This window comes from Kitasatospora sp. NPDC008050 (assembly GCF_042957465.1).
Taxonomy (GTDB): domain Bacteria; phylum Actinomycetota; class Actinomycetes; order Streptomycetales; family Streptomycetaceae; genus Kitasatospora.
In genome coordinates this window covers 338535-363026 of sequence record NZ_JBIBIJ010000004.1, presented here as the reverse complement: position 1 = coordinate 363026, position 24492 = coordinate 338535, and the positions used below count along the sequence as shown (strand labels likewise).

Annotated in this window: 18 protein-coding genes; 11 read left to right on the top strand and 7 right to left on the bottom strand. The window is 73.5% G+C overall.

The window, feature by feature from the left end:
- Nucleotides 1-282 precede the first annotated feature (282 nt).
- Entirely contained in the window at nt 283-1860 is a 1578-nt protein-coding gene (locus ACFZB9_RS10730) for an MFS transporter (protein ID WP_391445696.1), read from the bottom strand.
- On the opposite strand from ACFZB9_RS10730, the gene ACFZB9_RS10725 reads away from it, so the two are divergent.
- The gene (locus ACFZB9_RS10725) at nt 1820-2227 is read left to right on the top strand and encodes a hypothetical protein (RefSeq protein WP_391445694.1); all 408 of its coding nucleotides are present in this window, start codon (nt 1820-1822) and stop codon (nt 2225-2227) included. The genes ACFZB9_RS10730 and ACFZB9_RS10725 overlap by 41 nt on opposite strands.
- Complete coding sequence (locus tag ACFZB9_RS10720) at nt 2224-2412, top strand: hypothetical protein (protein ID WP_391445692.1); 189 nt, start codon at nt 2224-2226, stop codon at nt 2410-2412. The genes ACFZB9_RS10725 and ACFZB9_RS10720 overlap by 4 nt, the downstream gene beginning before the upstream one ends.
- Before the next feature lie 29 nt (nt 2413-2441).
- Here ACFZB9_RS10720 and ACFZB9_RS10715 read toward each other — a convergent pair whose 3' ends face one another.
- Together ACFZB9_RS10715 and ACFZB9_RS10710 are read right to left on the bottom strand one after the other, a co-directional pair.
- Complete coding sequence (locus ACFZB9_RS10715; protein WP_391445691.1) at nt 2442-3869, bottom strand: C39 family peptidase; 1428 nt, start codon at nt 3867-3869, stop codon at nt 2442-2444.
- Between the two features lie 60 nt (nt 3870-3929).
- Nucleotides 3930-4370: a MarR family winged helix-turn-helix transcriptional regulator gene (locus ACFZB9_RS10710; RefSeq protein WP_391445689.1), complete on the bottom strand. Its 441-nt coding sequence runs from the start codon at nt 4368-4370 to the stop codon at nt 3930-3932.
- A gap of 169 nt (nt 4371-4539) precedes the next feature.
- Here ACFZB9_RS10710 and ACFZB9_RS10705 point away from each other — a divergent pair, with 169 nt between their 5' ends.
- The 3 genes from ACFZB9_RS10705 to ACFZB9_RS10695 all read left to right on the top strand — a co-directional run bounded on the left by ACFZB9_RS10705 (nt 4540) and on the right by ACFZB9_RS10695 (nt 9069).
- Nucleotides 4540-6048, top strand: coding sequence for an MFS transporter (locus tag ACFZB9_RS10705; protein WP_391445687.1), 1509 nt, complete (start codon nt 4540-4542; stop codon nt 6046-6048).
- Nucleotides 6049-6088: 40 nt separating this feature from the next.
- Nucleotides 6089-8101, top strand: coding sequence for an aldehyde dehydrogenase family protein (locus tag ACFZB9_RS10700; RefSeq protein ID WP_391445685.1), 2013 nt, complete (start codon nt 6089-6091; stop codon nt 8099-8101).
- A 101-nt stretch (nt 8102-8202) separates the two neighbouring features.
- The gene (locus ACFZB9_RS10695) at nt 8203-9069 is read left to right on the top strand and encodes a maleylpyruvate isomerase family mycothiol-dependent enzyme (RefSeq protein ID WP_391445683.1); all 867 of its coding nucleotides are present in this window, start codon (nt 8203-8205) and stop codon (nt 9067-9069) included.
- Nucleotides 9070-9144: 75 nt separating this feature from the next.
- Here the strand turns inward: ACFZB9_RS10695 and ACFZB9_RS10690 are convergent, their stop codons facing one another.
- Entirely contained in the window at nt 9145-10350 is a 1206-nt protein-coding gene (locus ACFZB9_RS10690; RefSeq protein ID WP_391445681.1) for a glycosyltransferase, read from the bottom strand.
- Nucleotides 10351-10609: 259 nt separating this feature from the next.
- Between ACFZB9_RS10690 and ACFZB9_RS10685 the strand changes: the two genes are divergently transcribed.
- Together ACFZB9_RS10685 and ACFZB9_RS10680 are read left to right on the top strand one after the other, a co-directional pair.
- Nucleotides 10610-13003: an immune inhibitor A domain-containing protein gene (locus ACFZB9_RS10685; RefSeq protein ID WP_391445679.1), complete on the top strand. Its 2394-nt coding sequence runs from the start codon at nt 10610-10612 to the stop codon at nt 13001-13003.
- A gap of 63 nt (nt 13004-13066) precedes the next feature.
- Nucleotides 13067-14158 carry an MsnO8 family LLM class oxidoreductase gene (locus ACFZB9_RS10680; RefSeq protein ID WP_391445677.1) on the top strand — a complete coding sequence of 364 codons (1092 nt, stop codon included), beginning with the start codon at nt 13067-13069 and terminating at the stop codon, nt 14156-14158.
- Between the two features lie 47 nt (nt 14159-14205).
- Here ACFZB9_RS10680 and ACFZB9_RS10675 read toward each other — a convergent pair whose 3' ends face one another.
- From ACFZB9_RS10675 to ACFZB9_RS10665, 3 genes are read right to left on the bottom strand one after another with little or no spacing between them, the layout of a single operon-like run.
- The gene (locus tag ACFZB9_RS10675; RefSeq protein WP_391445675.1) at nt 14206-15096 is read right to left on the bottom strand and encodes a fructosamine kinase family protein; all 891 of its coding nucleotides are present in this window, start codon (nt 15094-15096) and stop codon (nt 14206-14208) included.
- Nucleotides 15093-15350, bottom strand: coding sequence for a phosphopantetheine-binding protein (locus ACFZB9_RS10670; RefSeq protein WP_391445673.1), 258 nt, complete (start codon nt 15348-15350; stop codon nt 15093-15095). Before ACFZB9_RS10670 ends, ACFZB9_RS10675 begins: the two co-directional genes overlap by 4 nt.
- Before the next feature lie 56 nt (nt 15351-15406).
- A complete protein-coding gene (locus ACFZB9_RS10665; protein ID WP_391445671.1) occupies nt 15407-16522 on the bottom strand; it encodes an S-adenosylmethionine:tRNA ribosyltransferase-isomerase in 1116 nt (371 codons plus the stop codon).
- 210 nt (nt 16523-16732) lie between these two features.
- On the opposite strand from ACFZB9_RS10665, the gene ACFZB9_RS10660 reads away from it, so the two are divergent.
- The 4 genes from ACFZB9_RS10660 to ACFZB9_RS10645 are packed head-to-tail and all read left to right on the top strand — an operon-like array spanning nt 16733 to nt 24477.
- Nucleotides 16733-18919: a condensation domain-containing protein gene (locus ACFZB9_RS10660; RefSeq protein WP_391445669.1), complete on the top strand. Its 2187-nt coding sequence runs from the start codon at nt 16733-16735 to the stop codon at nt 18917-18919.
- Nucleotides 18916-20796, top strand: coding sequence for an ABC transporter ATP-binding protein (locus ACFZB9_RS10655; RefSeq protein WP_391445667.1), 1881 nt, complete (start codon nt 18916-18918; stop codon nt 20794-20796). Before ACFZB9_RS10660 ends, ACFZB9_RS10655 begins: the two co-directional genes overlap by 4 nt.
- A complete protein-coding gene (locus ACFZB9_RS10650) occupies nt 20793-22697 on the top strand; it encodes an ATP-binding cassette domain-containing protein (RefSeq protein ID WP_391445665.1) in 1905 nt (634 codons plus the stop codon). Before ACFZB9_RS10655 ends, ACFZB9_RS10650 begins: the two co-directional genes overlap by 4 nt.
- Nucleotides 22675-24477 (top strand): amino acid adenylation domain-containing protein, encoded by a 1803-nt coding sequence (locus ACFZB9_RS10645; RefSeq protein WP_391445663.1) that lies wholly within the window; start codon nt 22675-22677, stop codon nt 24475-24477. The genes ACFZB9_RS10650 and ACFZB9_RS10645 overlap by 23 nt, the downstream gene beginning before the upstream one ends.
- Nucleotides 24478-24492: the final 15 nt, after the last annotated feature.

Genomic DNA, 24492 nt, shown 5'->3' with positions numbered 1-24492 from the left:
TCAGGCCATGGTCATGTCAAGTGATTCGCTTTGAACGTTACCAGGCGAACCCAGGCGGGCACACCCCCGGAACCGAATCGTTCGGATAGGCTGCCGGTCGGCGAATTGTCACACCTGACCCACCGGTATTCCGGTTAAGGAGGTCCGGCGTACTCCAACCGTCCGTTTCCCCTTCGCGCCGACCATTTCCGAAGGCCTGCGGCACCGTCACCCCAGGATCATGACCGTCATCCCAGGATCATGACCGCCACTCCAGGATCATGTCGGCGGCCTTCTCCGCGATCATGATGGTCGGGGCATTGGTATTGCCCCGGGGACCAGCCGTGCGAGGTCGCGCGGCTCGGTCCCGTAGCGCGGCGTGATGACCGGGCGAGCCGCCGGATCCGCGCACCGCAGGGCGATCCTGCCCCGGCTCTCGGGGGTCAGCAGGGACACCCCGATGGTGAAGCCGGGACACGGCGGCGGCGTCAGCCCGTGGTTGTCCCACAACACGGGGACGGCGTGCAGTTGCAGGTCCGGCGGGCCGCCGGGAGGTCCGGTGAAGCCGCCCGCCTCGACCACATGGGAGGCCAGCGGGCCCCGGCGCGTGCCCAGGTAGCGGATGACGTCCGCCGGGCGCAGGGCGGACTCCAGCGTGCGCAGGCCGCGCACCTGCCACCCCACGCCGATGGTCAGGTGGTCCTGGAGGTTGCGGCCGACCCGAGGGCTGTCGGCGGTCACCTCGATGCCCAGTGCCGTGAGTTCGTCGGCGGGCCCGATGCCGGACAGCAGGAGGAGCCTGGGGGATCCGATCGCCCCGGCGGTCAGGATCACCTCGCGCAGCGCGCGGAACTCCGTGGTACGGCCGTCCAGTTCCGCCAGCACGCCGACGGCCCGGCCGCGTTCGACGAGCACCCGCAGGACCGACGCCCGGGTACGCACCGTCAGATTGCGCCGCCGTGCGGCGGGCCGCAGGAACGCCCGTGCGGTGCCGGACCGGCGTCCGCGCTCCACCGTGGCCTGGTAGAAACCGACGCCCTCCTGTTCGGCACCGTTGAAGTCCGGGTTCGCGGCCAGCCCCACGCCGAGGGCCGACGCGTGGAACGCCTCGCTGAGCGGGTGCCGGTCGCGCAGGTCGGAGACGGCGAGCGGGCCACCGGTGCCGTGATAGGCGTCCGCGCCACGCGCGTTGTGCTCCGAGCGCCTGAAGTACGGCAGGACGTCGCGGTAGCCCCAGCCTTCGAGGCCGCGCGCCTGCCACCCGTCGTAGTCGGCCGGGTTGCCGCGGATGTAGACCATCGCGTTGATCGAGGAACCGCCCCCGAGCACCTTGCCGGCGGGCCAGTAGAGCTCCCGGCCGGCGAGGGCAGCCAGCGCCCCGATCGGCACATTGATCCAGAAGACGCTCGCCCAGCCGAAGTGGGTGACGAGCAGACCGCCGGCCAGCGGACCACCGGCCAGGCCGAGGCCGCCGACCCCGGACCAGATGCCCACGGCCTGAGCCCGTACCCGCGGGGAGCCGCCCATGGTGGTGATGAGGGAGAGCGAGATCGGCATGATCACCGCTCCGGAGGCGCCCTGCAACGCCCGGGCCGTCAGGAGCACCTCGATGTTCGGGGCGAGTGCGCAGAGCGCCGAGGCGGCGGTGAAACCCACGATGCCGGTGTGGAAGACCCGCCGGTGCCCGAACACGTCGCCGATGTCGCCGGCCGTGAGCATGAAGCAGGCGAACGTCAGGGTGTAGACGTTGACGACCCACTGGAGGCCGGTGAAGCCCGTGCCGAGGGACTTCTGGATGTCGGGCAGGGCGACGTTGACGATGGTCGTGTCGAGCCAGACCATGAACAGCCCCACGCACAGCACGCACAGCACCGGGGCCATCGAGCGCAGCGTCGCCTCTCCCGCACGCGCGCCGGTGGCCTCGGCGCCCGCCGGGCACTGGAGCCGGGCGGACGTGCGCTACCAGGCCCGGCACCTCGCGGCGCAGAAGCTGAGCAACAACGGCTTCAACTGCGCGGCGGCCCAAGTGGTGGTCCTGCCCGAACAGTGGCCCGCCCGCGAGGAGTTCCTCGACGCGCTGCGGTCCGCGCCCGCCCGCGCCGCCTACTACCCCGGGGCAGCCGGACGCCGGGCCCGGGCGGCGGCCGGCCGCCCGGGCGCGGAACTCCTGGACGACGCCGAGGTCCCGCACACCCTCCTGACTCGGTGCACAACGCGCTGCTGCTTCCCCGAGCCGAGCGCACCGTGATCACCGGGCCCTTCCGCCCCTTCCCCCGCTCCGCCCTGACGGGGCAGTGGTCGCTGTCACCCGTGCCACCGTGGTTCGTCCACAACCGCAGCGCCCACGACACCGGCCGTCTGCTCCTCGCCTTCGCCGCACGGCCCTCACTGCGCGCCCTGAGTGCCGTGCTGGCCTCGGCACTGCGCGGCTGACGCGGCCTGCGCCACAGGTGGCCGCCCGGTCAGCCGATCCCCACGTCCCGCAGTGCGCGGTGCTGACCCGGTGTCGGGTCGGTGGGCCAGTAGAGGTAGCAGACGCCCCCTGAGCCGTCTGCCGCCCGGCCGTTCGCGTCCTCGCGCTCGGTGCGCAGCCAGACGTTCTCGAACTGGCGGCGCCGGTAGACGCGTCGCACGGCGTCGTCGGACGGCGAGGCGGGGTCGTTGGCGATCACGTCGCCTTCGGCGGTGAAGCCGATGAGCACCATCAGGTGTCCGGCGGTGTCGTAGCCCGCACCGTCCAGTTCGCCGCGCTGGAACGCGACGGAGGTGATCACCGGGATGCCCGCCTGGATCAGCTGCTCGGCGTCGGTCAGGGTGCGCAGCCGGGTGACGACGGCCTGCAGGCCGGGGTAGGTCGCCGCGTAGGCGGCGTTGAACGGCCAGTTGCCGCAGCCCTGGTACTGGTGGTCGTAGGTGCCGCGGGCGGCCTGGCAGACCTGTGGGTCGGCGTAGTCGGGGCTGACCCAGGCGAGGTCGGCGGGCGTCGGTGCCTGGCCCCAGTAGGCGATGACCATCTGCGAGGCGGTGGGGCTGCACCAGGCCTCGCCGCCGCTGTCGTACTGGGGGTACTGGCCCCGGTGGATCTCCTGCGAGTAGCGCGGCACCGGCAGTTCGCGGCCGGCGGGCAGGCCGGGCGCGGCGGGCGGCACCTCGGTGCGCTCGGGCAGGTCGGAGACGAGCAGGCCCAGGCGGTGGACGGTGGGGGTGAGCGCGGTGCCGGGCGTGCGGTAGAGGGTGAGCCGCAGTTCGCAGCCGGCCAGGCGCAGCCCGCTCGCCGGGGTGTCGATGGCGAAGGTGTCGGTGCGGATGCTGCTGCGGCCGTCCTGCTGCCCGTCGACGCTGGTGCGGCGGATGTCCTGGTCGCCGGCGGCCCAGCGGCCCATCACGTACCAGGGCGTGCGGGTGCCGTCGGTGTAGCTGCCGCGCAGCTCGACGGCGAGCCAGCTGCCGGCGGGGGTGTGGGCGTTCCAGGAGACGACGGCCTGCGAGGCCGGGACGGTGAGCGCCTGTTCGGGCGAGGTCCAGCTGGCCCACTCCCAGCTCGCGGTCGCGCCGGTGTGCGGGTCGGTGTAGTCGACGGTGCCGGCGGCCGTCCCGATCCGCAGGCCCTCGGGCTCCTCCCCCGAGTCGCCCGAGTCGCCCGGGACGCCGGTTCCCTCGGCGGTACCCGTTCCCTCGGCGGTGCCGGTGCCCTGGGCGGTACCGGTGGCCCAGTCGGCGGCGGTGTTCCAGGACCGGTACTCGATCGGGGCGGTCGCCTCCGCGTCGCCGGCATCCCGCGCCGGGCGGCTCGGGGCGGTGGCGGCCGGCGCACGGGGTGCGACGGCGGCCGCGGTGACGGCGACGGAGGCGGCGGCCAGCAGGGAGCGGCGGGTGGTGTGGTTCGGCACACCCTCTCAACGCGGGGCGTGCGGGCACGGTTACGCTCCCCTGCGCCCACCGGGGCGGGGTCAGCCGGGGAAGACCAGCCCCAGCAGCCGCTGGAGGGCGTGGCGGTCCGCCTCGTCGAGCTGCTCCAGGCCGGTGAGGCCGGACACCAGCTCGGCCCGGATCTGCCGGACGGTCTGCTCGCCCTCCTCCGTGAGCAGCACCTTCTTGATCCGCCGGTCGGCCGGGTCGACCTCGCGGCGGACCAGTTGGCGCGTCTCCAGGCGGTCGACGATGCCGGTGACGTTGGAGGCGTCGCAGGCCAGCAGGTCGGCCAGGGTGCGCATGGGGCGGGGCTCGCGGAGCAGGCTGAGCGTCTTGCCCTGCATGAGGGTCAGGCCCCGGTCGGCCGCCAGGGCGGCGAAGTGCCGGTAGTAGGCGGCCGCGGCCCGGGCGACCTGGTCCATCAGCTCGACCGGCGTGGGCGCGGCGGCGGCAGCAGGTGGGGTGGCGGGGTCGGTCATGAGCCGAGTGTAGGCGAGATTGGTTGAGATCCTCAATCTTTTGGTTGACATCCTCAACCTTTCAGGTCTACCGTCATGGCATTGCTTGAGGACATCAACCTTGCAGGCATCAATGGTCCAGGCGCCATCCGCGCCGGTCACCGTTTCACCGTTCGCAGAAGGACCTCCCATGAGCCACGCCATCGCCGCCACCAGACAGCGCGGCAGCACCCCCTTGATCCTGGCGCTGGGCCTGGCCGCGATGGTCGTGGCCATGGCGCAGACCCAGGTCGTCCCGATCCTCGCCCTGCTGCAGAAGCAACTGCACACCGGCTCCGCCGGCGTCAGCTGGGTGACCACCGCCGCGCTGCTCTCGGCCGCCGTCTTCACCCCGCTGCTGGGCCGGGTCGGCGACCAGTTCGGCAAGAAGCGCACGCTGCTCGCCGTGCTCGCGGTGATGGTGGTCGGCTCGGTGATCGCCGCGACCACCACCTCGCTGACCCTGCTGATCGTCGGCCGGGTGCTCCAGGGCTCCGCCACCGCGATCTTCCCGCTCGCCCTCTCGGTGATCCGCGACGAGGTGCCCCAGGAGAAGCTGCACGGCGCGATGGCGCTGGTCAGCGGCACGCTGGCGTTCGGCAGCGGGCTCTCGCTGGTGGCCACCGGGCTGCTCACCCAGGGCGCGCACCCCAACTACCACCTGGTCTTCTGGTTCTCCACCGCGCTGACCGTGCTCGCACTGACCGCCGTCGCCGTCATCGTCCCGCACGGCGGCTCGCCCACCGGAGGCCGGATCGACGTACTGGGCGCGCTCAGCCTGGCCGTCTTCCTGGTCCTGCTGCTGCTCGGCATCTCGCAGGGCCACGAGTGGGGCTGGTCCTCGGCCCGCACGCTCGGCTCACTGGCCGGCTCCGTCGTGGTGGCCGCGCTCTGGGTGCTGATCGAACGGCGGGTGCGCGAGCCACTGGTGGACATGCGGATGTTCGTCCACCGCCAGGTGCTCTTCACCAACCTGGCCGGGCTCTTCGTCGGCTTCGCCTCGTTCGCCCAGTTCATCGGCATCTCCTACCTGGTCCAGATGCCGGGCCGGCTGACCGGCTACGGCTTCACCGCCTCGGTGCTGCGGGCCTCCGTCGAGTACCTGCTGCCCAGCGCGCTGATCGCGCTGGCCGCGGCCCCGGTCGGCGGCCTGCTGGTGCGGCGGATCGGCGCCAGGCACACCCTCGCGGTGGGCGCGCTGATCGGCGTGGCGGGCTTCGCCTGGCTGGCCTTCGGCCACGGCGCCGAGGCCTCGGTGATCATGGCGGGCATGCTCACCGGCATCGCGATCTCCTTCGGCTACGCCGCGATGCCCGCGCTGATCGCGGCCAGCGTGCCGCTGGAGCAGACTGGCATCGCCAACGGCATCAACTCCATCTCGCGCTCGGTCGGCAGCTCGATCGCCAGCGCGGTGGTGACCTCGCTGCTCGCCTCCAAGACGATCGGCTACGCCGCGCTCGGCGGGGCCGCGCTGCCCGCGGAGAGCCAGTTCACGCTCAGCTTCGTGATCGCCGCGGTGGCACTGCTGCTGGCCGCCGTGGTCGCGCTGGTGGGGCTCAGCAAGCACCACCGGCCGCACCTCGCCCTGGTGACGGAGACGGACGACGAGCGGCGCGACGAGCCCGCCCGCGCCACCACCGCCGCCTCCGCCAACTCCTGACCCGATATCTCGCACCACCCTTCCGCACTGGAGCACCACCATGACTTCCGCTCTCTTCGTCGTCACCGGCGCCACCGCGTGGACCCTGGCCGACGGCACCCCGCACCCCACCGGCTACTGGGCCGAGGAGCTCGCCGAACCGCACCGGATCTTCACCGAGGCGGGCTTCGAGATCACCATCGCCACCCCCGGCGGGGTCGCCGCCACCGCCGACCCGGGCAGCCTGAGCGCCGAGGCCAACGGCGGCGCCGCGGGCGGCGGCCGGGAGAAGGCCGAGTGGCTCGCCACCTACCTCGACGCCATCGGGGCGCAGCTGGCCCACCCCGCGAAGCTCGCGGACGTCGACCCGGACGCCTACGACCTGGTCTTCTACCCCGGCGGCCACGGCCCGATGGAGGACCTCGCCGTGGACGAGGCCTCCGGCCGGCTGCTCACCCGGGCGCTCGACTCGGGCAAGCCGCTGGGCGTGGTCTGCCACGCACCGGCCGCACTGCTCGCCGCCCGCCGCGAGGACGGCAGCTGGCCCTTCGCCGGCTACCGGATGACCGCCTTCAGCAACGCCGAGGAGACGGCGGTGGGCCTGGCCGCCCGCGCCAAGTGGCTGGTCCAGGACCGCCTGGTCGAGCTGGGCGCCGAGTTCGTCGAGGCCGCGCCGTTCACCCCGCACACGGTGATCGACCGCAACCTCTACACCGGCCAGAACCCGGGCTCCTCCGCCGAGCTGGCCCGCACCCTGGTGGCGGCCGTGGCCGCCGACCCGGCCACCGTGGTGGCCCGCCTGCGCGGCACCTTCACCAGTGGGCGGACCAGGTCGATCGACTGGCGGCTCGCCCGGCTGAGCGCGCTGCGTGCACTGCTCACCGAGCAGTCCGAGGCGTTCCTGGCCGCGCTCCACGCCGACCTCGGCAAGAGCGCCGCCGAGGCCTACCGCAGCGAGGTCGGCTTCACGCTGAACGAAATCGACCACACGGTCGAGCACCTGGCCGACTGGCTGCGCCCGCGGCCGGCCGCCGTCCCGGGCGCCTTCCAGCCCGCCGAGGCGCAGGTGGTGCGCGACCCGCTCGGCGTGGTGCTGATCATCGCGCCGTGGAACTACCCGCTGCAGCTGGCCCTCGCGCCGCTGGTGGGCGCCCTGGCGGCGGGCAACACCGCCGTGGTCAAGCCCAGCGAGCTCACCCCGGCCACCTCCGCGGCGCTGGCCCGGCTGCTGCCGCGCTACCTGGACCGGGAGGCGGTGGCCGTCCTGGAGGGCGGCGTGCCGGAGACCACCGCCCTGCTGGAGCAGCGCTTCGACCACATCTTCTACACCGGCAACGGCCAGGTCGGCCGGATCGTCATGGCGGCCGCCGCCAAGCACCTGACCCCGGTCACCCTGGAACTCGGCGGCAAGAGCCCCGTGGTGGTCGAGCCCGGCGCCGACCTCGCGGTCACCGCCCAGCGGCTGGCGCGCGGCAAGTTCCAGAACGCCGGGCAGACCTGCGTGGCCCCCGACTACGTGCTCGCCATCGGCGAGAGCGCCGGCGCGCTCGAAGCGCACCTGCGGGAGGCCGTGCAGGAGCTGTACGGGGCGGAGCCGGCCGACAGCCCGGCGTACGGACGGATCGTCAACGAGCGCCACCACGACCGGCTCACCGCGCTGCTCGGCGAGGGCCGGATCGTCACCGGCGGCGCCCACGACCGCGCCACGCGCTACCTCGCGCCGACCGTGCTGGCCGAGGTCTCCCCCGAGGCGCCCGTGATGCAGGCGGAGATCTTCGGCCCCATCCTGCCGATCATCGCCGTGCCCGACCTGGACGCCGCGATCGCCTTCATCAACGAGCGCGACAAGCCGCTCGCGCTCTACGCCTTCACCGACTCGGAGCAGACCAAGCAGCGGCTGGCGGCGGAGACCTCCTCCGGCGGGCTGGTCTTCGGCCTGACCGTCTCCCACCTCGCGGTGCCCGAGCTGCCGTTCGGCGGCGTGGGCGAGAGCGGCATGGGGCGCTACCACGGCGAGTACTCGATCGACACGTTCAGCCACGCCAAGGCCGTGCTGGACAAGCCGCTCGGCTGAACGAGCCACCGCCGTACCGGCCGCCGCCGCGGCTGCGAGACGATACCGGTCCCCGGCCGAGCGATCGGCCGGGGACCGTCACCCTCCTGTAAGGACATCAGATGAGCACACCGAACGGCTCGGGCCCCGCGTCGGCCCCCGGCGACCGTCCCGCTGTCGACCACCCCGCTGTCGACCACCGGGCGGCGGTCGCCGCGCAGACCGCCCGCTTCGTCGAGGCGGTCAAGGGCGCCGACCTGACGACGCCCGTACCGTCCTGTCCCGGCTGGACGCTGGCCGACCTGGTCCAGCACGCCGGCAGCGTGCAGCGCTGGTTCTCGGTGCTGCTGCGCCAGCGGCTCCAGGAGCGGCCGACCAGCCGGGACGTGGAGCTGCGCCTGCCGGCCGGGCCCGAGGGCCTGGCCGACTGGCTGGCCGCGAGCGCGGACGAGGCCGCGGACGCCTTCGCCGCCACCCCGGCCGACCTGCCGATGTGGGCCTGGGGCGCGGACCAGCACGCCCGGTTCTGGGCCCGCCGGATGCTCTTCGAGACCCTGGTGCACCGGGTGGACGCCGAGGTCGCACTGGGGGTCCCGTCGGCGATCGACACCGCGCTCGCGGTGGACGGCGTGGACGAGTTCCTGGTGAACCTGCCCTTCGCCGCCTTCTTCGCACCCGGGACGGCGAACCTGCGCGGCGACGACAAGGCCATCCGGTTCAGCTGCACCGACGCGGACCGCGACTGGCTGGTCCGGCTGCGCCCCGACGGCTTCGGGCTCGACGGCTCCGGGCTCGACGGCTTCGGGCTCGACGACTCCGGGCTCGACGGCTCCGGCGCCACGGACGCACCCGCCGACGCCACCGTGCGCGGGAGCGCCGCGGACCTGCTGCTGCTCGCCTACGGCCGACTGGACCGGGCCGACCAGCGCTTCGAGGTCCAGGGGGACGAGGAGCTGCTGGCGCTCTGGTTCGCCAACTCCGCGTTCTGAGAGGGTCCGAGCCCTGCTGAGCGGCGGGCGCAGCTCGTCGCGCGCCCGCCGCTCAGCAGCACGCAGGCGCCCGCGTCAGTGGCCCCTCGCCGCACGCTCGATCAGCTCGACCGCGCGCCCCGCTCCGTCGTCCGCCGCCAACTGCTGGGCCAGTGCGGTGGCCCGGGTCCGGTGGACGGGGTCGCCGGTGACGCGGGTGATCGCGGCGGCGAGGCGGTCGGCGGTCAGGGACTTGAACGGGATCGGGTCGGTGCCGGCGCCCAGCTGGGCGAGGCGGCGGGCCCAGAAGGGCTGGTCGCCGAGGATGGGGACGGGCACGGCGGGGACGCCCGCGCGCAGCGCCGCTGCCGTGGTGCCCGCGCCCGCGTGGTGGACCACGGCGGCCATCCGGGGGAAGAGTGCCGCGTGCGGGATCTCGCCGACGGTGATGATGCCCTCGCCCGTGCCGGACAGGCCCGCCCAGCCCGCCTGCACGACGCCGCGCACCCCCGCCCGGCGCAGTGCCCGCACGGCCAGCTCGCTCAGCCGCTCGCCCTCGCCGCCGCCCATGCTGCCGAAGCCGATGAACACCGGCGGCGGACCGTCCTGCAGGAAGTCCTCGATCTCAGACGTGAGTTGACAGTCCGTCAGATCGGCATCGGCGGGCCACCAGTTGCCCACCACGTCGAGCCCTGCGCGCCAGTCCGCGGGCCGGGGCAGCACGCTCGGGCTGTAGCCGTACAGCACCGGCCAGTTGGCATCCTCCTGGCGTTGCCGGATGGCCCTGGCGGTCATCGGCGGCAGGCCGAGTTCCGCGCGCAGCTTCTTGACCGTCGGGCCGTAGACCCGGTCCACCATGCGCAGCGAGAACTGCCCGGCGGCGCGGTTGCCCCACCGGCCCAGCGAGCGCCCGCTGCCGACCACCGGGGCGAACTCCGCTGTCGGATGGACCGGTTGGAGGTACACACCGATACTCGCGATGCCGTGGGCCTCGGCGAGCGACCAGCCGAGCGGGGCGGTGGTGGCGGTGAGCAGCAGCAGGTCGGCGCCGGGCGCGACGGCGGCGGCCACGCCCTCCCCCATCTGCTGGACGAAGTCCGTGGCCTGACGCAGCGGCGACAGATCCCGCCGCAGCTCGCCGGGCAGCGGCCGGAACTCCAGGCCGCCGGCGCCCACCAGTTCGGCGAACCGCGGCTGGGTGGCGATCGCCACCTCGTGTCCGGCCTGCCGCAGCCGCGCGCCGAGGCCGGTGAAGGGCGCGACGTCACCGTGTGATCCGCCCGCCAGAACCAGGATCTTCATCGGACTCCTCGCGGTGTGTGGCGACTGAGCCTGGGTCAGCCACCGGTCGGTCAGGCGACATTCACCGTACGCCCACCACTGTCGGGGCAGCCGTGAGGGTCCGGTCGACCGGCGAGTTCGCGCACTGTAGCGCCCTGCCATGCCCGGGTCAAGGTCTTTCATTTTTGCCATTCCTTGGGTCAAATATGTCCTCAACTTGGAAGTTTCAGTTCACCGGGCGGCTCATGGCCAGGCCGGCAAGGGGAGGACGTCAACCACGTTGAAGCCGCACAGGATCCTGAAGTCACACACGCCCGGGCGAGCAGCCGCCGCGGTCACCAGCACCGCGCTGCTGGCCGCGCTCGGGCTGGGCCTGCTGCCCGCCACCACGGCCAGCGCGGCCCCCAAGGCTCCCGCCGCTCCGGTCGCCGTCACCGATCCCGCGGACGCCGCCCAGGCCGCCCGGGTCGAGCACGACCTGCCGGGGCCGCTCACCGAGAAGGTGGAGGCCGAACAGAAGGCCGCCACCGAGCAGTTGCTCGCCGGGACCGCGAAGGTCGAGCAGCACGGCAGCAGCACCAGCGTGAAGCTGGGCCGCGACAAGTACGTCGAGCTGGCCCGGGAGCGCACCGACAAGATCTTCACCATCCTGGTGGACTTCGGCGACCAGGTGGACAGCACCACCAAGCTGCCGGACGGCAGTGCCAAGTACGGCGGCACCCCGGGGCCCGCGCACAACAAGATCCCGCAGCCCGACCGGGCGACGAACAACTCCACCGCCTGGCAGGCCGACTACAACCAGAAGCACTACCAGGACCTGTACTTCGCCAAGGACCAGCCCTCGCTGAAGACCTACTACGAGAAGCAGTCCTCGGGCCGCTACTCGGTGGACGGCCAGGTCAGCGACTGGGTCCGGGTGCCCTGGAACGAGGCCAGGTACGGCTCCAACTTCTGCGGCGCGCACATCTGCGACAACGCGCAGGACCTGATCGTCGACGCGCTGAACGCCTGGGTGGCCGACCAGAAGGCCAAGGGGCGCAGCGACACCGACATCAAGGCCAACCTCGCCGAGTACGACAAGTGGGACCGCTACGGCTCGCACCGCGACGGCAACTTCAACCAGCCGGACGGCTACATCGACCACTTCCAGATCGTGCACGCCGGCGAGGACGAGTCGGCCGGCGGCGGGGCCCAGGGCTCCGACGCCCTGTGGGCGCACCGCAGCTACGTGCACGGCACGGAGACCGGTCAGAGCGGCCCGGCGGGCAACAAGCTCGGCGGCGTGCAGATCGGCGACAGCGGCTACTGGGTGGGCGACTACACCATGCAGCCGGAGAACGGCGGTCTGGGCGTCTTCGCCCACGAGTACGGCCACGACCTGGGCCTGCCCGACCTCTACGACACGGTGGGCCCGGGTGACAACTCGGTGGGCTTCTGGTCGCTGATGTCCTCCGGCTCCTGGCTGGGCGAGGGCAAGGACACCATCGGGGACAAGCCGAACGACCTCGACGTCTGGAGCAAGCTGAAGCTCGGCTGGCTCCGCTACGACAAGGCCACCGCGGGCAAGGAGTCCACGCACCACATAGGCCCGGTGGAGTACAACAACAAGCTCCCGCAGGCGCTGGTGGTCGACCTGCCGAAGAAGAGCGTCACCACCGCGATCAACACCCCGTACTCGGGCAAGAGCGAGTGGTGGAGCGGCAGCGCCGACAACCTGGACGTCTCGCTGACCCGCGACCTCGATCTGACCGGCCGCACCTCGGCCACCCTGACGGCCAAGGCCTGGTGGGAGCTGGAGCAGGACTTCGACTTCGGCTACGCCGAGGTCTCCACCGACGGCGGCGCCACCTGGCAGGTGCTGGCGGGCACGTTCAACGGCACCGCGCTGCCGAAGAACGCCGGGGGCAAGGCGGCGCTGACCGGCAGCACCAACAACGCCTGGGGCCAGCTGGCCTTCCCGCTCGACGCGTACGCCGGCAAGGCGATCAAGCTCCGCTTCCACAACACCACCGACGGCGGCCTGCACCTGCGCGGCCTGGCGCTGGACGACATCGCCGTGACGGCGGACGGCGCGACCGTCCTCAGTGACGGCGCGGAGAACGGGGACGCCGGCTGGACGGCCACCGGCTTCTCCCGGATCGGCGGCAGCTTCGTCAAGGACTACGACCAGTACTACCTGGCCGAGAACCGCCAGTACGTCTCCTACGACGAGACCCTGCGCACCGGCCCGTACAACTTCGGCTCGGCGGCCAAACCCGGCTGGGTGGAGCACTACGCCTACCAGCCCGGGCTGCTGATCTGGCTCTGGGACACCTCGCAGAGCGACAACAACACCGGCACCCACCCGGGCCACGGCCTGATCCTGCCGATCGACGCGCACCCCGCCCCGCTCAAGTGGGCCGACGGCACCCTGATGCGCCCGCGCATGCAGGGCTACGACTCCACCTTCGGCTCGCGGCGCACCGACGGCCTGAAGCTGCACAAGGCCGACGCGCTGACCACCATCCCGCGCTCGCGCGGCGTGGACGAGTTCAACGACCACGACCGGAAGTACTGGGACGCCTCCGACCCGGCCAGCAGCGTGATCGTGCCGGACACCGGCACCAGCATCGAGATCGAGAACGAGAGCGCCAACTACCTGGAGACCTGGATCCGGGTGCGCCCGGTCGACTGACCGCCGTCACCGCCCGCGCCGGTGGGCCCACCGCACTCCCGCGGCGGGCCCACCGGCGCGGGAATGCGGTCGACGGCGGTGGGTGTTGACCCGACCGTGACGACAGCGACCTCGGCGAGCGGCGCCCCGGCCCCGGAGGCCGGCGGGGCCGCGAGCCTGCGGCTCTCGGTGCTGGACCGTTCCCGGATCCGGCAGGGGCAGCCGCCGGCCCGGGCGCTGCGCGACACGGTGGCCTTCGCCCAGCAGGCGGAGCGCCTCGGCTACCACCGCTTCTGGGTCTCCGAGCACCACGGCGTGCCGGGGGTGGCGGGCTCGGCGCCAACCGTACTGGCCGCGGCGGTGGCCTCGGCCACCAGCCTGATCCGGGTCGGCACCGGCGGCGTGATGCTGCCCAACCACCGGCCGATGATCGTCGCCGAGCAGTTCGGGGTGCTCGAATCGCTCTTCCCGGGCCGGATCGACATGGGCCTCGGCCGCTCGGTGGGGTTCACCGACGGGGTGCGCCGGGCGCTCGGCCAGGGCAAGGACGCCGCCGACCGCTTCGCCGAGCAACTCACCGAGCTGCTCGGCTACTTCGACGGCGGACAGGACGGCGCACGGAGCGCCCCCGAGGTGCACGCCCGGCCCGCCGAGGGCCTGGCGGTGCCGGCCTTCGTGCTGGCCACCGGCGCGGGCGCGGACATCGCCGCCGCGGCCGGCCTGCCGCTGGTCATCGGCGGTGTGCGCGGCGAGGAGGCGATGCTGGCCGCCATCGACCGCTACCGCGACCGGTTCCGCCCCTCGGCGCGGGCCGCGGCACCGTACGTGGTCGTCTCCGGCACGGTGGCGGTGGCCGGGACGGCCGCGGCGGCACAGGAGCTGCTGATCCCCGAGGCCTGGTCGAGCGCCTGGTCCCGCACCCACGGGGAGTTCCCGCCGCTGACCCCGGCCGCGGAGATCCTGGCGCGGACGATGACCCCGCGCGAGCGCACCGCCTACGAGCAGGCGCTCGACGGGCACATCGCCGGGACGCCGCAGCAGGCCGCGGCCCGCCTCGGCGCGCTGATGCGGCGCACCGGGGCCGACGAGTTCCTGGTCACCACCAGCACCTACGACCGGTCCGCACTCCTGGACTCCTACCGCCTGCTGGCGGAGGCGGTAGGCCTGACGGGCTGACGGGCTGACGGGCTGACGGGCTGACGCGCGGTCGGCCCGTCCCCGGCTCACCCCGCGAAGCGGCGGATGGTGCGGCGGACCTGCGTGACGTGGTACTCGTTCGGCCCGAAGTGCGCCAGCACGCTGAGGTGTTCGCGCAGGTGGTAGAGCGGCATCCGGTCCTGCCAGCCGTCGGCCAGCGGGTGCAGCTCCTGGTAGGCGGCGAAGAAGTCCTGCGGGATCCCGCCCACGCCGTGGGCCATGCTCAGGTCGGACTCGGCCCACAGCCAGCAGACCGCGGGGTCGATGAAGACCGGCTCGCCCCGCGCGGTCGCCAGCAGGTTGCCGTGCCACAGGTCCCCGTGGTTCAGCACGGCGGGGGCGGGCGGGACCAGGCCGGGCAGCCGCTCGCAGAGCCGGGCCAGGCCCGCCCGGTCCTCGGGCTCCAGCGCGCGCTCGGTGTTCGGCTCGGCGAGGTAGCGCAGGATGCGGTGTTCGGCGAAGAACGCGCAGCCGTCCTCGGACCAGCCGTTGTGCTGCCGCAGCAGGCCGAGCCAGCCGTCGCGGTGCCAGCCGAACCGGGTGCCGGAGATCGCGTGCAGGCGGGCCAGGGCGCGGCCCGCCTCCGCCCAGACGCCGGGGGCGTGCGGGGCGGTCGGCTCCACCTCCTCCAGCAGCAGGTGGCGCGGGCCCGCCTCGATCACCTCCGGGGTGCGCAGTCCGCCCTGCTCGCGCAGCGCGGCCAGGCCCTCGGCCTCGATCGGGAACATGTCGGGCGGCACCCGGTCCGAGACCTTGACGACGAGCCGGGTGCCGTCCCTCAGGGTCACCCGCCGCACGTCGTGGGCGGCGCCGCCGCTCAATGGCTCCGCGTGCACGACGTCGCCGAGATAGGCGCTGTCGTAGCCGGACCAGTGCTCGCCGCCGGGCGCCGGCTGGTCGCCGCTCTGCTCGCTCATGCCGGACCGGTCCCGGTGAGGATCTCGGCCAGGGCCTGCCAGAGGGTCTCGGCCGAGTAGAAGTGCGGCCGCAGCAGCGCGGTGTCCGGGATCGTCACGCCGAACCCCAGCTCAAGGTCGAGGACGAGGTTCACCGATCCCAGCGAGTCGAGCCCGAACTCGGTCAGCGGCGCGTCGAACGGCAGCTCGGTGGAGTCCGGCACGCCGAGACCGGCCCGGATGACCGCCTCGAAGGTGCTGTTGGGGAAGCCCATGGGTTCCTCTCATATCCTTCCGTGTCCTTGTTGTGCCGAGCATTCCCCGCCACCGCTCAGGCGATCAGCATGGAGTCCCCGAACTCGTTGAAGAGGTACCCGTTCGGGATGACCTCGTCGCGGTAGAGGTCGAGCAGCTCCTGGCGGCCGGTGAAGGCCGAGGTCAGCCGGAGTTCCGAACTGCGGGGCATGTGCAGGTTGGTCAGGAAGGCGTCGCAGGCCTTGAAGCGGTGTCCCGGGCCGAGGATCAGGTTGGTCCAGCCCGTCCCCGGCCAGATGCGTCCGCTGCGCTCGTCCGCCACGGTCTCCAGCGCCCGCAGCGCCGAGGTGCCGCAGACCACGATCCGGCCGCCGGCCCGGCGCCGGTCGTTGATCTCGTCGGCGGCGCCGGTGGACACCTCGTAGCGCTCGGGGCGCGGGAAGGGGAGGCTGGGGCCGCTGGCACCGGCGGGCAGCTCGACGTCCGCCCCCTCGGCCCAGGCGACGTCGGCGCCGAACCAGTCGCGCAGGTAGCCGTGTTGCCAGCGCGCCGCGATGTAGTGGGTGACCTCGACCACCCCGACGCCCTGCCCCTTGAGCGCCCCGACCAGTTCGGGGGTGAAGTGGCGTGCGGCGGACGGGAAGAGGGTCGCGCCGGGCCGGCTGGCGAAGGAGGTCTGGTAGTGCGCGGGGTTGACCGGGCGTTCCACCAGGTAGTCGGGGTAGGCGAGGTCGCCGATCTCGTCCAGCACCTCGATGCCGCCGGGTTCGAAGCCGATCCGCCAGACACCGGCGCCCTCGTCGCGCAGCAGGGTGCCGACCACCTCGCGCTGCTCGCCGAAGCGCAGCTCGGCGCCGACCGCGGCGGTCGAGGCGGGCAGCACCAGGCAGTGCCAACTTCCGTCGTCCATCGGGGAGAAGACATTGACCACGACGGGCGAGCCGTGCTCGTCCCGGCCACGCAGCAGCGAGGGGACCACCCGCGCGTTGTTGACCACCAGTACGTCGTCCGGGGTGAGGAACTCGCCCAACTCGTCGAAGCGCCGGTGGTGCACCTTGCCCGCGCCGCGCTCCAGTACCAGCAGCTTCGCGGCACTGCGCGCGCCGCCGCGCACCTCGGCGGGCTGCTGCGCGATGAGCCGGCTGCTGAAGTCGAAGTCGTACTGGTTGGCCGTGTCGGGCAGGTCCTTCATGGGCGCACTCCCTGGCAGTCCGCGGGGTCTCGGAGCCCCCATGTGAGCACTAAAGCGGTTAAGTGGTCAAGGGTGTTGACACGAGTGGATTTGCGTACCTGATGCACCGTCAGCATCTGGTGCAACTCCCTTGACAGCTAAACCGCTCAAGTGGTTCAGTCGGTCCGGCCGATCCGCCGAAGGCTCAGCACAGATGGGGAGTCGCAGCAGTTGGAGAGTCGCCCGAGTGCCGAAGCCGAGCTCTCGCCCGGCGCACCGCCGCCCCCACCGGCACCGCTGATGTGGTCCCAGGAGATGTACTGGTACATCTACCGGATGCCGCTGCCCGAGGTCGACAGCGTGAAGACCTCGCAGTGCGTCCCGGCACCGCGCGCCGGGGTGTCGCAGGCCGCGGCGCTCGCGGCGGTCCGGGCGCTGATGCTGCGGCACGAGGCGCTGCGCACGGTCTATCCGACCGACGAGCACGGGATCCCGTTCCAGTCGGTGCGCGAGGAGTTCGAGGTGCCCGTGCCGGTCCGCCGCCAAGGCGACGACCACGCCGACATCCGCGCGGTCGTCGACGAGCTGGCCGGACCGCGCCTGGACCAGGCCGTGGACCTCCCGCTGCGGGTGGGGTTCACCCTGCGCGGCGACCAGGTCGCCACCGTCGTCCTGCTGTTGAACCACATATCCGTGGACAAGGCGAGCGGGCCGATCATCAGCGAGGACCTGGCACGGCTCATGGACTCCCCAGCGGACGAGGCGCGGCCGGCGCCCGCCCCGACCGCTCCACTGACCGGTCCACCGACCGGTCCACCGACCGGTCCACCGACCGGGATCCAGCCGGCCGAGCAGGCCCGGCGCCAGGCACTGGGCAGCCAAACCGCCCTGAACGCCCGGGCGTTACGGTACTGGGAGGAGGTCCTGCACGAGCTGCCGGCGGCCCCTTTCCCCTGGTTCACCCCGGTCGCACCCGCCGCCCCGGTCGCACCGGCCACGCGGCCCGCCGCGGCGGAGCAGGCCGATCCGGCGCACTACCACCAGGCCGTCCTGCGCTCACGGCCGTTGCTCACCGCCCTGCACCGGCTGGGCCGGCGCGAACGCACCAACGCCTCCGCCCTGCTCGCCACGGCCTTCTGCCTGGCCCTGTCCGCTCTGTCGGGCAACAGCCGGGTGGTGTTCAAGATGAACTTCTCCAACCGGTTCCCCGAGGTCAGGCAGTCCGTCGGGTGCTTCTTCCAGGAGGCGCTGGTCCAGGTCGAGGCCCCGGGCGGGGCCGGCATCGCCGAGCTGGCGGCGCGCACCCAGCAGCGGCTGCTGGCGGGCAGTCGCAACGCCCGCTACTCCTACCTGGACTGCCGGGACACCAGGGCACAGGTGGAAGCCGCCCGCGGGCTCTCGTTCCGGCTGGCCACCTCCTTCAACTGCGACAGCGCGTACGACCGCCGGCCGGCGCCGGACGAGGACGCCGAAACGGCCGGTGCAGCCGGGGCCACCGGGGCCGCCCGGGCCGTCGCCACCACGCAGTCCGACCGGCCGGGTTCGCTCAGCTGGCGCAGCTGCGCGTGGCAGGACGACTACAACGACCTCTACCTCCGCAGCTATCCCGAGGACGGTGCGGCGACGCTGGATCTCGTCGTCCACACCTCCATCGCCGGACGGGCGGAGATCAGCCGGCTGCTGCACGGGATGGAGCGGTTCCTGATCGCCTGGGCGCAGGACCCGCGGCTGGCCTCGACCACCGTCACCGAGGCCGTCGCGCGCTTCGCGCTGCCCGTCCGGCGCTACGAGGACGACTGGGTGCGGGTCGACCACTGCTGGGTCAACGCCGCCACGCTGGCGCGGGTGCTCTGCGCGGTCGACGGTGTCACGGCCGCCGCCCTCGTGGTCCGGGAGCGGCCGGGGCGCGGACCGGTCCTGGTCGCCCACGTCACCGGCGCGGCCGCGCACCGGCCGGACCGCCGCCCGGACCTCCGGGCGGCGCTGCTGACCGCCCTGCGGCACGAGCGGGACATCATCTGCCCCCACGAGTTCGTCTGGTGCGAGACGCTCCCGCAGTCGCCCACCCCCATCGCCACCGCCCGGCGCCCGGAACCCGCCACCGGCAACAGCGGCGATCACGGCAACACCGGCTCCGTCGAAGCAGGTGTCGAAGCAGGTGTCGAAGCTCGTATCGAAGCTCGTATCGGAGCGAGTCCGGCCGAGCAGCGGTTCGTCGACGCGCTCGCCGCGGCGCTCGGCCCCGGGCCGGTCGACCTGGACGCCTGCTACGCCGAGCAGGGCGGCCGGGCCGTCCTGGCGGCGGCGGTGATCGAGCGGCTGGAGCGGCTGGGGTGCTCCGGCCCCACCCCGGACGACCTGCTCGGACCGTGGCCGCTGCGCGCCCTCGCCGACCTCTGCACACCGCACGGGAAGTGATCGTCATCGACGCCCTCGGAGGCCGCCTCCGCGCCCGCCTCCGCACCCGGTACGCCGCCCTGCCGCTGCTGCGCCTGCTGCCGACGCCCGTGCTCGCCACGCTGATCGCCGTGTCCGCGGGGATCAGCGCGCTGCCGGCGGCCTCCAGCGTGGTGTCCCGGGAGCTGGTCCTGCGGCTGCAGCACAGCGGCGCCCGGTGGAGCGCGGCGGTGGTGGCGCTCGTGCTGTTCTGCGTGCTGCTGCTCGCCCAGCAGGCGGTGATCCTGTTGCTGGAGCCGCTGCGGATGCACGCGGCCCGCCTCATCGACGGCCGGTTCCGGCGCGACATCGGCGCGTTGGCGCTGAGCCCGAGCGGCACCGCCCACCTGGACGACGCCGGGACGGCCGGTCGGCTGACCATGGCCAGTACCGAGCTGCAGATCTTCACCGCCGGCTGGGCGGCCGTCGGTCACGTCGCACAGTTCTGCCAGACCCTGGGCGGGGCCGTCTGCCTGGCGCTGGTCGCGCTCTCGGCGCCCTGGTTCGCGCTGGGTTGCCTGGTGGCGCTGATCCTCTGCCGGTGGGCCACCACCCGGATCTACGTGGGCATCAACTGGATGTGGGTGCGCACGGCCGGCCTGACCAAACGCACCCAGTACTGGGCGCAGTTCGGCCGCAGCGTGCAGAACGCGAAGGAGATCCGCGTCTACGGGCTGACCCCCTGGGTGGTGGCGCGGTTCCACACGGCGGCCATGGCGCAGGAGGGGCCGATCCTGGACGCGCGGTGGCGGGCGCTGGGGAGCACCTGGCAGCCGCTGCTGGCCGCGGCCGTCGCGATGTTCCTCGGGCTTGCGGGCATCGTCTCCGGCAGCGGCCGGGAGGCCGGGGTCATCGCGCAGAACGTCACCGCGCTGATCGCGGCACTGGCACTGGGCCGGATCGGCACCGGCGGCTTCGCCGTCGAGCACGGCCGGCCGATCGTGCAGACCGCCGCCGAACTCCGCCGCGAGCTGGGCTCCGTGCCCCAGGTGCCTGCGGCACGCCCCGCCCCCGAGACCCGGCAGCGGGCCGGACAGGCCCTGGCGCCCTCCCCGCTGCTCCGCTTCGAGCACCTGGGCTTCGGCTACCCGAACGCGGCCCGACCGGTCCTCAAGGAGCTCAGCCTGGAGGTACGTTCCGGCGAGGTGCTGGCGATCGTCGGTCTGAACGGCGCCGGCAAGACCACGCTGACCAAGCTGCTGGCCCGCTCGCTGGAACCGGACGCCGGGCGGATCACGGCCGACGGAACGGACATCACCCACTGGCCGGTCGACCGGTGGCGCCGCTCGCTCGCCCTGGTCAGCCAGGCGTTCCTGCGCCTGGACCTGTCGATCCGGGAGAACGTCGAGATCGGCGCGCCGGAGCGGCTCGGCGATGACGCGTTCTTCGCCGCCGTGGCGGGCGAACTCGACCTGGACGACATCGTGGCCGCGCTGCCGGACGGCTGGCGCACCCCGCTGTCCAGGTCCCGCACCGGGGGCACCGACCTGTCCGGCGGCCAGTGGCAGCGGATCGCGCTCGCCCGCGCGGTCTTCGCGCTGCGCGCGGGCCGCGGCGTCCTGATGCTGGACGAACCGACCGCGCACCTGGACGCACAGGCCGAGTTCGAGGTCTTCGAGCGCCTGATCAGCGCGGCCCGCGGCGCGACGGTGATCCTCATCTCGCACCGCCTGTCCACGGTGCGGCTGGCCGACCGGATAGCCGTGCTGAGCGATGGCCGGATCACCGAACTGGGCTCGCACGACGAGCTGTTGGCCGAGGGCGGCGACTACGCCGAGCTGTTCGCCCTGCAGGCCCAGCAGTTCTCCGGCGCACCCCCGCCCGGGGCCGACGCGCCGCTGCCGGGAGCGGCCCGGTGAGCGCGCGCCCGAACGTCCTCGTCCACCTCGCCCGGCTCTGCTGGCAGGTCAGCCGCGCCCGCTGCTGCCTGATCCTGCTCACGGTCCTGATCGGCGCGGCCGCCCAGCCGGTGGTGGGCCTGCTGCTGCGCGAGGTCACCAACGCCGTGCTCGCCGGGGACCGCCGGTCCGCGCTGATGGCGGCGGCCCTGACCGCGCTCGCCTGGGCCCTGGCCAACCAGGTCCAGGACGTGCGCAATCTGCTGCTCAACGACGTACGCGCCTTGGCGGGGCTGCGGATCGACAAGGAGGTGCTGCGCCTCACCTCGGACATCCCCGGCATCGGGCACCTGGAGGACGCGCGCAGCCTGGACCGGATCGGCGTCATCAAGGGCGTCGTGGTGGTGGATGCGCTGGCCGCGGCGGTGGAGACGGCCGGTTCGGTGCTCGGCATCGGCGCCACCCTGGCCGCGCTCGCCACCGTGTCGCCGCTGCTGCTCGCCACCCTGCCGCTGGCGCTGCCCACCCTGTGGTTCAACCGCCTCGGCCAGGCCAGGCTGCGCCGAGCCGCCGACCAGGCCGCCGAACCCCAGCGCATCGCCGACCAGTTGCTCGCCACGTTGCTCGATCCCGCCACGGCGACCGAGGTGCGGGTCACCGGTGCCGGGGAGCTGCTGCTCGACGTCTACCAGGAGCGCTGGGAGCAGTCCAGCCGGATCCGGGTGCGGGCCCGGACCCGGGTCGCCGTGCTGCTGCTGGTCGGGCACCTGATCTTCGTCCTCGGCACGGCGGCCGCGCTCGGCTACCTGGCCTGGCGGATGAGCCGCGGTCAGGCCGGCGTCGGCGACCTGGTGCTGCTGCTCGCGGTGACCAACCAGCAGCAGGGCCTGGTGCAGGCGGCCGTGGCCGGCTTCACCCGGACGGCGGACGGCCTGCACGCCGCCCACGCCGAGCGGTGGCTGCGCGAGCAGGCCGCGACCACCCAGCCCCCGGACGTACGGTCCGCTGACGTACGGTCCCCGGCCACCGAACACCCCGTCGCCCACCCCGTCGCCCACCCCGTCGCCCACCCCGTCCCCGTCCCCGTCCCCGTCCCCGCGCGGCTGGCGAGCGGCATCGCCCTCGATGCGGTGACCTTCCGCTACCCGGGCACCGAGCGCACCGTGCTGCGCGAGGTCAGCGTCGCCTTCCCGCCCGGGTCGGTGGTCGCCCTGGTCGGGGCGCACGGTTCGGGGAAGACCTCCATCGTTAAGCTGCTCACCGCGATGTACCAGCCGCAGTCCGGTGTCATCCGGCTCGACGGGCAGCCGCTGGAGCGGCACGACCACCAGGCCTGGCGGTCCCGGATCGCCTGCGGGTTCCAGGACTTCGTCCGGTTCCAGACCCTGGCCCGCGAGGCCGTGGGCACCGGCGACCTGCCGCGGATCGAGGACCTCGGCCAGGTGCGCCGGGCCGTCGGGCAGGGCGGCGCGCAGGCCGTGGTCGAGCGGCTGGAGCAGGGGCTGGACACCCAGCTCGGCACGCTCTTCGACGGTGTCGAACTCTCCGGCGGCCAGTGGCAGAAGCTCGCCCTCGCCCGCACCTGCATGCGGCAGGACCCGCTGCTGGTGGTGCTGGACGAGCCGACCGCCGCGCTGGACCCGCGCAGCGAGTACGAGGTGTTCCGGCAGCAGATCCGGCTGGCGCGTGAACTCGCCGAGCGCAGCGGCACGGTGACGCTGATCATCTCGCACCGGTTCTCCACGGTACGGGCCGCCGACACCATCCTCGTGCTGGCCGAGGGCGCCGTGGTGGAGCAGGGCAGCCATGACCAACTGATCGCCTCGGGCGGCGAGTACGCCCGGATGTACGGCCTCCAGCAGGCGGCCTACCGCGCGCGACCCGAAGGAGGTCCCGACGATGCCGAACCGGGTACCGGCTGACCGGACCGAGCAGCAGCCCGTGGCCAGGTGGCTGCCCGTCGCCAACGACCGCGGCCAGCGCTCGGTCTGGCGCACCGGCCGGGCGCTGCCGCCGGGCTGGCACCCGTGCGGCCCACCGGGCGACCGCACGGCGGCGCTCGACCTCGCGGCCGCCGGGAGCGGACCGCCCGGGTCCGTGCCACCGGCCGCGCCCGCCGGGATCACCGGACCCACCGAGCCCACAGGGCCCACCGGGCCCACCGGGCCCACCGAGCCCACAGGGCCCACCGAGCCGGCTGCCGCGCCCGCCGGGCCCTGGTCCACGATGGACCGCCGGTTCGCCGCCACCGCCCGGCGCCACCCGGAGCGGACCGCCGTCACCCACGGCGCCGCGCGGCTGAGCTACCAGGGGCTGGCGGCACGAGCGGCCGGGATCAGTGCGGGCCTGGCCCGGCTGGGCATCGGCCGCGGCACCGCCGTCGGGGTCTGCCTGGACCGCAGCGTCGACCTGATCGCCGTCGTCCTCGGCGTGCTGGGCGCCGGCGCCGCCTACGTGCCGCTCGACGGGCGCTACCCCGCGGCCCGGCTGGCGTTCATGGCCGAGGACGCCCGGGTGGCCTGCGTGGTGGCCGACCCGGCGTACAACGAGGCGCTGTCCGAACTCGCGGTGCCGGTCATCAGCGCGGCCGGCCTGACCGGCCCGACCGGCACGGATGCGGCGGCCGGCCCCGTGACCGCGGGCGAGCCGGACGACATCGCCTACGTGCTCTACACCTCCGGATCGACCGGCCGCCCCAAGGCCGTCGAGGTCACGCACCGCAACTTCCTCCACTTCCTGGACGGCATCGCCGGCGTGCTGCCCTCGGGCGCCGCCGAGCGGGTGCTGTTCAGCAGCCGGCTCTCCTTCGACGTCGCGGGCCTGGAGCTCTTCCTGCCGCTGACCGGCGGCGGCCGCTGCGTGATCGCGCCCGACCTGTGGCTGCCCCGGCCGCGCGCGCTCGCCGCCCTGGTCAACGAGGTGCGGCCGTCGCTGGTCCAGGCGACGCCGGTCGGCTGGCGGCTGCTGCTGGACGCGGGCGCCCGGTTCGGCCCGGAGCAGACCCTGCTGTGCGGGGGCGATGTGCTGCCGCCCGCCCTGGCGGCGCGGCTGGCGGCACTGCCCGCGACCGCGTTGAACGTCTACGGGCCCACCGAGTCGACGGTCTGGGCGACCGCCGGGCCGATCGACGCCGCCGGGACCACCATCGGCCGGGCGCTGCCGCACGCCCGGGTGTACCTCCTGGACGGCGAGCTCGAACCGGTCGCGCCCGGTGTCCTCGGCGAGGCCTTCGTCGCCGGCCCCTGCGTCAGCGCGGGCTACCGGGGTGAGCCGCGGCTCACCAGCGAGCGCTTCCTGCCCGATCCGTGGAGCCCCGAGCCCGGCGCCCGGATGTACGCCACCGGGGACATCGTGCGGCTGGTCGCCGGCTCACTGGAGTTCTCGCACCGGAAGGACAGCCAGGTGAAGATCAACGGCATCCGGGTCGAACTGGGCGAGGTGGAGTCGGTGGCGGCCGGGATCCCCGGCGTCGCGGCGGCGGTCGCCCTGGTGATCGACACGGCGTCAGGCAACGCCCTGCACCTGTTCGTCGAGGGCCCGGCGGCGACGACCGGGCTGGCGGAGGCGCTGCGCGCCGAGCTGGAGCTGCGGCTGCCCGCGGTGATGGTCCCGCAGCGGATCTCGGTGCTCGACACCCTGCCCGTCACCCCCAACGGCAAGGTCGACCGCACGGCGCTCCTGGCAGGGATTCCGTCCGAGTAGCGCGGGTACGAGCCG

Bases quoted from the DNA above. Each gene is read 5' to 3' on its own strand.
- ACFZB9_RS10725 (WP_391445694.1), top strand. From the start codon at position 1,820: ATGAACAGCCCCACGCACAGCACGCACAGCACCGGGGCCATCGAGCGC.
- ACFZB9_RS10730 (WP_391445696.1), bottom strand. From the start codon at position 1,860: ATGGCCCCGGTGCTGTGCGTGCTGTGCGTGGGGCTGTTCATGGTCTGG.
- ACFZB9_RS10710 (WP_391445689.1), bottom strand. From the start codon at position 4,370: ATGACCGACCCCGCCACCCCACCTGCTGCCGCCGCCGCGCCCACGCCG.
- ACFZB9_RS10705 (WP_391445687.1), top strand. From the start codon at position 4,540: ATGAGCCACGCCATCGCCGCCACCAGACAGCGCGGCAGCACCCCCTTG.
- ACFZB9_RS10700 (WP_391445685.1), top strand. From the start codon at position 6,089: ATGACTTCCGCTCTCTTCGTCGTCACCGGCGCCACCGCGTGGACCCTG.
- ACFZB9_RS10695 (WP_391445683.1), top strand. From the start codon at position 8,203: ATGAGCACACCGAACGGCTCGGGCCCCGCGTCGGCCCCCGGCGACCGT.
- ACFZB9_RS10690 (WP_391445681.1), bottom strand. From the start codon at position 10,350: ATGAAGATCCTGGTTCTGGCGGGCGGATCACACGGTGACGTCGCGCCC.
- ACFZB9_RS10680 (WP_391445677.1), top strand. From the start codon at position 13,067: ATGCGGTCGACGGCGGTGGGTGTTGACCCGACCGTGACGACAGCGACC.
- ACFZB9_RS10675 (WP_391445675.1), bottom strand. From the start codon at position 15,096: ATGAGCGAGCAGAGCGGCGACCAGCCGGCGCCCGGCGGCGAGCACTGG.
- ACFZB9_RS10670 (WP_391445673.1), bottom strand. From the start codon at position 15,350: ATGGGCTTCCCCAACAGCACCTTCGAGGCGGTCATCCGGGCCGGTCTC.
- ACFZB9_RS10665 (WP_391445671.1), bottom strand. From the start codon at position 16,522: ATGAAGGACCTGCCCGACACGGCCAACCAGTACGACTTCGACTTCAGC.
- ACFZB9_RS10645 (WP_391445663.1), top strand. From the start codon at position 22,675: ATGCCGAACCGGGTACCGGCTGACCGGACCGAGCAGCAGCCCGTGGCC.